Origin of the sequence: Stenotrophomonas sp. NPDC077421, assembly GCF_049545505.1 — a bacterium.
Classification (GTDB): domain Bacteria; phylum Pseudomonadota; class Gammaproteobacteria; order Xanthomonadales; family Xanthomonadaceae; genus Stenotrophomonas; species Stenotrophomonas nematodicola.
Map to the genome: position 1 here is coordinate 24,853 of NZ_JBMWDP010000042.1, position 8,093 is coordinate 32,945.

The 8,093-nt window shown below is 63.1% G+C and carries 6 protein-coding genes and 2 pseudogenes; 4 read left to right on the top strand and 4 right to left on the bottom strand.

What is annotated here, in order from left to right; genetic code table 11:
• Positions 1-1,074: 1,074 nt before the first annotated feature.
• Together ACPEH1_RS17750 and ACPEH1_RS17755 are read right to left on the bottom strand one after the other, a co-directional pair.
• Positions 1,075-1,659 (bottom strand): annotated as a pseudogene (locus ACPEH1_RS17750) (IS3 family transposase); the annotation flags it as partial.
• A 227-nt stretch (positions 1,660-1,886) separates the two neighbouring features.
• Positions 1,887-2,468 carry a TetR/AcrR family transcriptional regulator gene (locus tag ACPEH1_RS17755; protein ID WP_423716136.1) on the bottom strand — a complete coding sequence of 194 codons (582 nt, stop codon included), beginning with the start codon at positions 2,466-2,468 and terminating at the stop codon, positions 1,887-1,889.
• Between the two features lie 181 nt (positions 2,469-2,649).
• Here ACPEH1_RS17755 and ACPEH1_RS17760 point away from each other — a divergent pair, with 181 nt between their 5' ends.
• From ACPEH1_RS17760 to ACPEH1_RS17775, 4 genes are all read left to right on the top strand, one after another.
• Positions 2,650-3,744 (top strand): alkene reductase, encoded by a 1,095-nt coding sequence (locus tag ACPEH1_RS17760; RefSeq protein ID WP_423716137.1) that lies wholly within the window; start codon positions 2,650-2,652, stop codon positions 3,742-3,744.
• A gap of 61 nt (positions 3,745-3,805) precedes the next feature.
• Positions 3,806-4,594 (top strand): SDR family NAD(P)-dependent oxidoreductase, encoded by a 789-nt coding sequence (locus tag ACPEH1_RS17765; protein ID WP_017355493.1) that lies wholly within the window; start codon positions 3,806-3,808, stop codon positions 4,592-4,594.
• Positions 4,595-4,620: 26 nt separating this feature from the next.
• Positions 4,621-5,484 carry an alpha/beta fold hydrolase gene (locus ACPEH1_RS17770; protein ID WP_017355492.1) on the top strand — a complete coding sequence of 288 codons (864 nt, stop codon included), beginning with the start codon at positions 4,621-4,623 and terminating at the stop codon, positions 5,482-5,484.
• Positions 5,485-5,540: 56 nt separating this feature from the next.
• A complete protein-coding gene (locus ACPEH1_RS17775; RefSeq protein ID WP_287256268.1) occupies positions 5,541-6,542 on the top strand; it encodes an NADP-dependent oxidoreductase in 1,002 nt (333 codons plus the stop codon).
• Positions 6,543-6,686: 144 nt separating this feature from the next.
• On the opposite strand, the gene chrA is transcribed toward ACPEH1_RS17775, so the two are convergent.
• A complete protein-coding gene (gene chrA / locus ACPEH1_RS17780) occupies positions 6,687-7,886 on the bottom strand; it encodes a chromate efflux transporter (protein ID WP_017355490.1) in 1,200 nt (399 codons plus the stop codon).
• Positions 7,887-7,940: 54 nt separating this feature from the next.
• Positions 7,941-8,093, bottom strand: a pseudogene (locus ACPEH1_RS17785) (arsenate reductase (glutaredoxin)); the annotation flags it as partial.

Below are 8,093 nucleotides of genomic sequence, written 5' to 3' on the forward strand. Positions count from 1 at the left end.
TCCCAGCTTGTCCGTGGCGAGTACCAAGGCTACCTCAGCAAGGCGACATGGGAATGGATCAGTCAGCGCCTTGACTGACACCGCCGAAGTCCAAGGGGTTCTGACGTGGTTGGGGCTCGGGGACCGCGACACCGGAGCCAGCAAGTGAATTGTTCGCTTGGACTCTTCAAAATTGGAGGGTCCAAGCCGCTGAGCTAGCTCAGAAATGAAGCCGACGGTCATAGCCGTCTCCCAAATTAGATGCTCTCGAAAGCGCGTGGCTGCAACGCCTTGGCAACATCATTGGAGATGCAACAGATTCGCGACGCACCATTGGTGATGCACCAAGATCACAGCGAGTCATTGGGACTGCACGTAGCTCAGCGCATCAATTGCTACAAGTTGCCGCGCAAGCTGCCCCAAATTCGCAGCGCTCAACACAACAATTAGGAAAGCCGACAGCGTTGGTGGAGAGCCGCCTGGCTCCATCTGTGAGTTTACATAATATACATTATGCGAAATGATGGGTGGCGCGTCTTGTGGCGTTTGCCGGCTCGGGCTGGAGCTGGCTCATGTTCGTTGCAGGCATCTTTAGCTCGCCATTGCAGAGATTTCAGCTTTCGAGGCAGAGAATTTTTGGGGTGAGACGAACCACTGCAAAAAAATGTTGATGCATGGATGCCGCAACGCAGAAACGTTTGACTCGAGGAGGATGCATGGAATACGAACTTTCCACAGAAAGATGGGTTTCAGGCCAGTCTATGGGGCTCTCGGATGTTGAAATTCGAGGCGTCCTTCCAAGCGCCCTAGATCATGCTCGGGTCATCCAGGCTCTGAGCTGCAATCCGATCTCCTAGGCCACCTTGAGTCTAGAGCGCCATACTAAAACATGCGGTGATCGAACGACCCGCAAGTGGGCAGGCTATCGAGGGCTGGAGGCTGAGCGACTCACAACGACACAGTCCCCTGCCCCCCTGAGGAGCGGCCGAAACGCCGGCCAAGGCGTTGTAGTTGGGCTGGGGCGGCGACTTACCGACTGGCGAGATGCCAGAGCCAAATATGCCGGACAGATCGATTGATGCCTATCCGTAGCGCGCGCAGCCGCCCGTTGAAGGACTCAACGTAAGCGTTTTGGTTCGGCTTCCCCGGCTCGATCAGGCGCAGGGCAATTCCCTTCTCGTGAGCCCACGCCACCATCGCTTTTCCGCAAAACTCCTTGCCGTTGTCTGTCCTGATCGCCTGCGGCAAAACCTGGTTGGCGGCGGACGGGCGCAGCAAGGGCTGACGTTCACCGACAGGCACCTTCTTGCGCTTCCTGCGACGCACCTGCAGGCCAGCTTCCTGATACAGGCGCTCCACACGCTTGTAGTTCACGACGAACCCACTCTGTCGCAGCTTCAGATGGATCATGCCCACGCCGTAACGTCGATGCCGGTGTGCCAGTGCCGCGATCTGCTCACGCAGTTCAACGTTGTGGTCCGGCCTGGGCTCGTAACGCAGCGCGCTGGCGCTCATGCGTGCAACCACCAACGCACGCCGCTCACTGAGCCCTTTCTCGACCATGCTCCGCACCAGCAACCTGCGCGCCGGTGCGGTCACCACTTTTTTCGCCAGGAAGCCGATGATCTGTTCTTCGGAAAAGCGCTTCTTCACGTCCAATCTCCTTGTCGTTGAGGATTGGACTCCAACCCGTCGTGCTACTCAATCCCGGGGGGACGTCGCCCCTGCCCTACCCGTTGGACTAGGGGCCGCTTCCGGCCAAGAGCGAACATCCGCAATGGTCCAGGGGACAAGCCTCCGCTATCCAAGGATGGCTCCGCACGCCAGCACTACCCTATCGGGCCCTTCTTAGGCTTGTGATCCGTCCGGCGGGGAGCTTGACCCGATCGCAACCGCGAGGCAGGGCCTCAAGCAGCGGCTCCACTGGGCAGCCGCGCCAGAATGTCCTCCCGACAGGCGTCCAGGATCTCATCCGCGAGCGACGCATCATCCGGGCAGGATCGCGACAATACGATGGCCCCAATCGCCTGAGCGATCAGGGCGATCTGCCGCGCGCGATTGCTTTCAACGGTGGCCGTATCGGCTTCATTTTTCTGGTCTGCACCTGCTGTGAGCTGAGCTTCAATACCAGCCGCAAAGGCCGCCCTGACCGACGCTGACTGACGAGCGGCGTCACTGCACAGCGCGGCCATCGTGCAGCCGTCGCCGGGCCCGTCCCGGTGCTCTCGGGACAGGTAGTAGGTCAGAAACGCCCGCTGATCCACCTCAGCCAGCGCCTCGGCAGATTTTGAAAAGCCACAGCTCGCGGCTTCGGCCATCAAATCGGCCTTGGAACCGAAATGCTTGTAGAAGCCGCCGTGGGTAAAGCCGGCGGCCGCCATCAGGTCCGCAACACCCACCCCGTCGTAGCCCCGCTTCCTGAAGAGCGTGGATGCGGTTTCGACGATGTGCGCCCGGTTGGCCTGCGCTTGTGCCTTGGTGACCTTCATGACCCGATGTCTCGTGACGCTGTACTGCGGAAGAATGACACTATAGCACGGATAGATTATGGGCATCATCAATCCATTGACATTTAAGATTACGGTCGACATCATTGAGGTGAAGTTGCAGCGCCCACGGCTTTTAGGCCTCTCCGTAACAGCCCTCTCAACGATTACGCCCCCACACCACATGACGACCACGACACTCTTCCAGCCCTATCCCCTTGGCCCTCTGACCCTGGCCAACCGCATCGTGATGGCACCGCTGACGCGTAACCGCGCCGGCGCCGGCCTGGTACCCACCCCGCTGGCCGCCACCTACTACGCCCAGCGCGCCTCGGCCGGCCTGATCATCACCGAGGCCACCCAGATCTCGGCGCAGGCCCAGGGCTACCAGGACACGCCGGGGCTCTACACGCAGGATCAGATCGATGGCTGGCGCAAGGTCACCGATGCCGTGCATGCCCGTGGCGGGCGCATCTTCGTGCAGCTGTGGCACGTGGGCCGCATTTCGCACGTGGACCTGCAGCCCGGCAATGCCGCGCCTGTCTCCGCCTCGGCCATTCGTGCGCAGACCAAGACCTTCGTACATAACGGCTTTGTTGATGTATCCGAGCCGCGTGCGCTGGAGATCGACGAGCTGCCCGGCATCGTCAACGACTTCCGCCAGGCCGCCGCCAATGCGATCACCGCCGGGTTCGATGGCGTGGAGATTCACGGTGCCAACGGTTACCTGCTGGAACAGTTCATCAAAGACGGCGCCAACCAGCGCACCGACGCGTACGGCGGCTCGATCGAGAACCGCGCGCGCCTACTGCTGGAGGTCACCGCCGGCGTAGCGGAGGAGATTGGCGCGGACCGCACCGGCGTGCGCATCTCGCCGGTCTCCCCGGCCAACGCCATTGCCACCGTCAGCGACCCGCAGCCGCAGTACGACTACATCGTCGACCAGCTCAGCGCGCTGGGCATCGTCTACCTGCATGTGGTCGAAGGCGCGACCGGCGGGCCACGTGACGTCGCGCCCTTCGACTTCGATGGGCTGCGCGGTCGCTTCAAGGGGACCTATCTGGCCAACAACGGCTACGACCTGGACCTGGCCAGCACGCGCCTCACCGAGGGCAAGGTGGACCTCGTTGCGTTTGGTCGCGCCTTCATCAGCAATCCCGATCTGGTTGAACGCCTGAAGACCGGCGTGCCCTTGAACGCATTGAACCCTGCCACGTTGTACGGCGGCGGCGCGGAAGGCTACACCGACTACCCCGCATTGACCGATACGCCGCAGTAACCCGTCCAACATCGCCCCGCTGCACACCCCCGTTTGCCCACGACATTCCAAGAGACACACCATGAGCATGCTTCCTGCCGTCCTCATCACCGGCGCCTCCAGCGGCATCGGCACCGTCTACGCCGAACGCTTCGCACGCCGCGGCCACAACCTGGTCCTGGTCGCGCGCGATACGGCGCGACTGGGGACGCTGGCCGCCCGCCTGCGTCAGGAAACCGGGGTCACCGTAGACGTCCTGCCGGCCGATCTCACCCAGCGCACCGATCTGGCCAACGTGGAAACCCGCCTGCGCGACGACGCCCGCATCGGCATCCTGATCAACAACGCGGGCATTGCTCAATCCGGCGGCTTCACCGAACAGTCAGCCGACAGCATCGACGCCTTGGTGACGCTGAACATCCTCGCCCTGACGCGCCTTGCCGCGGCCATCGCCCCGCGACTGGGCAACGCGGGCGAAGGCGCTATCGTGAACATCGGCTCGGTGGTGGGTCTGGCACCCGAGTTCGGCATGTCCGTCTACGGTGCAACCAAGGCCTTCGTGCTATTTCTCTCGCAGGGACTCAGTCTGGAGCTGTCGCCCAAAGGTGTCTACGTACAGGCCGTGCTGCCCGCGGCAACCCGCACCGAGATCTGGGAGCGTGCCGGCATCGACATCAATACGCTGTCGGAGGTGATGGATGTCGGCGAGCTGGTCGATGCGGCCCTTGTCGGGTTCGATCGTCGTGAGACCGTGACGATTCCGCCGCTGCATGTGGCTGAGCGCTGGGACACGCTGGACGCGTCGCGTCAGGGTCTGCTCTCGGACATCCGGCAGGCGCAGGCTGCAGAGCGCTATCGCAGCGTTGATTGAAGTCCTGATCACACAGGTACGCCACCATGACGATTTCCGACACCCGCCCCGCATCGGGCACTTCGTTCGAGAATGCACCAACCCGCTCGCTGGAGGTCGCTGGCACGCCGTTCGCGTACCGTGAACTTGGGCCACAGGGCGGCATCCCTCTGGTCATGCTCAACCATTGGGGCGCGGTGCTGGACAACTTCGATCCGCGTATCGTTGATGGTCTGGCCAGCAGGCATCGGGTCATCGCCATCGACTACCGGGGCATCGGAGGTTCGGGCGGAACGGCGCCGGTGACCATCGCAGAAATGGCGCGGGATACCCTCGCCCTGATCCGTGCGATGGGCTTGACCCGCGTCGATCTTCTGGGCTTCTCGCTCGGCGGCTTCGTCGCGCAGCAGGTCGTGCTGGACGCACCTGATCTCGTGCGCCGGCTCATCCTGACCGGTACCGGGCCTGCGGGTGGCCGTGGTATCGACCGGGTGGGTCGCGTGTCCTGGCCCTTGATCATCAAGGGCCTGCTGACCCGCCGCGACCCCAAGTACTACCTGTTCTTCACCGCCAGCGCCCGCGGCCGACAGGCGGCGCGCGACTTCCTGCAACGGCTCAAGGAGCGCAGGAGCGATCGCGATAGATCGGCCTCACCCGGCGCGTTCCTACGGCAGCTGAAGGCCATCACCGCCTGGGGCAGGCAATCGCCCCAGGACCTGGGCAGCATCCACATTCCCGTGCTGGTTGCCAATGGTGACAGCGACATCATGGTCCCAACCCCCAACAGCGGCGACTTGGCGCGCCGCATTCCCCACGCGACGCTGGTCATCTACGACGACGCAGGTCATGGCGGGATTTTCCAGTATCACGCCGAGTTCGTCCGGGAAGCGCTAGCGTTCCTCAAAGACTGACGCCCCCCTTGCCCCCGCAGCCTGACTGCACCCACGCCACCAGAGATACACCGCTCATGAAAGCCTTCCTCATCGACCGTTATGGCAAGAAGGAGACGGGCCACCTCGGCGACACCCCATCGCCGGTGCTCCGGGATGACGATGTACTCATCCGCGTACACGCTGCCAGCGTCAATGCGCTGGACACCAAGATCAGGACCGGGGAGTTCAAGGTGATCCTGCCTTATCGCCTGCCGCTTGTTCTGGGCAATGACCTGGCCGGCACGGTGGAGCGTGTGGGCGCTGGGGTTCGCCAGTTCAAGCCGGGCGACGAAGTGTATGCACGCCCCGACGATGATCGCATCGGCACCTTCGCCGAATTCATCGCCGTCAAGGCAGCATCTGTTGCACGCAAGCCAAGCAATCTCAACATGGTGGAGGCAGCCTCGTTGCCGCTGGTTGCGTTGACGGCGTGGCAGGCGCTGGTGGAAACCGCGCAGCTGAAACCGGGCCAGAAGGTCTTCATCCAGGCCGGCTCTGGCGGCGTCGGGACCGTGGCGATTCAACTGGCGAAGCATCTTGGCGCCTTCGTTGCTACCACGACCAGCACGGCCAACACGGCATGGGTCAAGGACCTGGGCGCGGACGTGGTCATCGACTACAAGCAGCAGGATTTCGCTACGGAACTGCGCGACTACGATGTGGTACTCAACAGCCTTGGCAAGGATGAGCTGACCCGCTCGCTGCAGATTCTCAAGCCGGGTGGCCATCTCATCTCCATCTCCGGGCCGCCCACGCCCACCTTTGCCGCCGCGCGCGGCCTTGCCTGGCCGATTCAGCAGGTCATGCGCCTGCTCAGCCATGGCATCCGCAGCAAGGCCAGGCAGAAAGGGGTGAAGTACACCTTCGTGTTCATGCGTGCCGAAGGTCGGCAGCTGAGCGAGATCACCTCGCTGGTCGAGTCCGGTGCGATCCGCCCTGTCATCGACAGGGTCTTCCCGTTCCAGGACACCCAAAGCGCGCTGACCTATGTCGAGAGCGGCCGGGCCAAGGGCAAGGTTGTTGTCGAGTTGCCGTAGGCTGCGACCTTGGCAAGCTACGCGGCAACATAAATATTGCCGTCCCTGAGAATTCGGTGACACCGCCCTCGCATGTCCGCTTCCGGCCAGAAGCGGACGTCAGGTTGCGCTGCCGAGCCGCTCTTGACCAACCTGGCGGCGTTGTCACGTCATCGCCCAACCCGCCACGGCAGCCAGCAACACGACCAGGACCGGCGGAGCACGCGCAACGACCAGTAGCCCAAACGCAACCAGTGCCATCGCGACATCCCATCGGTCATGGATCGCGCTGGTCCACACCGGGTCATACAACGCCGCCAGCAGGATGCCGACCACCCCGGCATTGACGCCTGCAATCGAAGCTTGGAGATCCTTGCGGTGGCGCAGGAACTCCCAGAACGGCAGCACCCCCACGAGCACAAGAAAGGCTGGCAGGAAAATGACCACCAACAGCGCAAGGCCTCCTGCCCAGCCACCGAGCGACCCCTCGGCCATAGCCCCCAAGTAAGCCGCAAAGGAGAAAAGAGGGCCCGGCACCGCCTGCGCCGCACCATACCCGGCGAGCAGGTCCGCCGTGCTCACGCAGCCGCTTTGGACAACCGCGGTCTGCAGCAACGGCAGCACGACATGGCCGCCGCCGAAGACCAGGGCGCCAGCGCGGTACACACCCTCCAACAGCACGGCCAAGGGGGAGCCGCTAGCCACCGCCCACAATGGCAGCAGAACAAGCGGCAGGACCAGTAGCACCAGTGCCACTGTGCCGGTTCTTCGCGAGACGGAATAGCCGCCGTCTAATTGGCCGGAAGCCGGTTCGATATTCAGTATCCAGCGACCGAGCAGTCCGCTAGCGATGATCACCACGATCTGGCCGGCGACCGAGGGCATGGACAAGGTCAACACAGCCGCGAAGACCGCCATCGCTGCCCGTAGACGATCCGGACACAGGGATCGGGCCATTCCCCATACTGCTTGGGCCACCACTGCAACTGCCACGATCTTCAGGCCATGCAGCCAGCCGGATTCAATGATGGCCTGGTATTTGGCAACGCCCAAAGCGAACAGGATCATCAGCACGGCCGACGGCAGCGTAAAGCCGGCCCAAGCGGCCAACAGGCCAGGCCAGCCGGCGCGACGCAAGCCCAGCGCCATGCCTACCTGGCTGCTGGCCGGGCCTGGCAGTAGCTGGCACAGGGCCACCAGATCGGAGTAGCTGCAGTCCGTCAGCCAGCGGCGGCGTTCGACGAACTCGAGGCGGAAGTAGCTCAGGTGGGCGATTGGACCGCCAAACGACGTCAGCCCCAGTCGCAGGAACACCAGGAAGACGCGCCATGCGCTGTCGCTTGTCATGGGATTCAGCGCCGGCATCGGGCATGACCTCCTGTGGTTCTCAGCGGTGGCAAGCCCAGCCTGGCAATGGGATCATGGCGTCGAGCTTCCGGCGTGCCCGGTCACCAACTCTCCATCTTCCTTTCGGAACGGTCCGGGCAGAGGCGGCAGGATCTCCAGCACCACTTCCGAAGGCCGGCACAGACGAGCACCCCTATCGGTTTGTACGAGAGGACGATTGATGAG

Bases quoted from the DNA above. Each gene is read 5' to 3' on its own strand.
- ACPEH1_RS17755 (WP_423716136.1), bottom strand. From the start codon at position 2,468: ATGAAGGTCACCAAGGCACAAGCGCAGGCCAACCGGGCGCACATCGTC.
- ACPEH1_RS17760 (WP_423716137.1), top strand. From the start codon at position 2,650: ATGACGACCACGACACTCTTCCAGCCCTATCCCCTTGGCCCTCTGACC.
- ACPEH1_RS17765 (WP_017355493.1), top strand. From the start codon at position 3,806: ATGAGCATGCTTCCTGCCGTCCTCATCACCGGCGCCTCCAGCGGCATC.
- ACPEH1_RS17770 (WP_017355492.1), top strand. From the start codon at position 4,621: ATGACGATTTCCGACACCCGCCCCGCATCGGGCACTTCGTTCGAGAAT.
- ACPEH1_RS17775 (WP_287256268.1), top strand. From the start codon at position 5,541: ATGAAAGCCTTCCTCATCGACCGTTATGGCAAGAAGGAGACGGGCCAC.
- chrA (WP_017355490.1), bottom strand. From the start codon at position 7,886: ATGCCGGCGCTGAATCCCATGACAAGCGACAGCGCATGGCGCGTCTTC.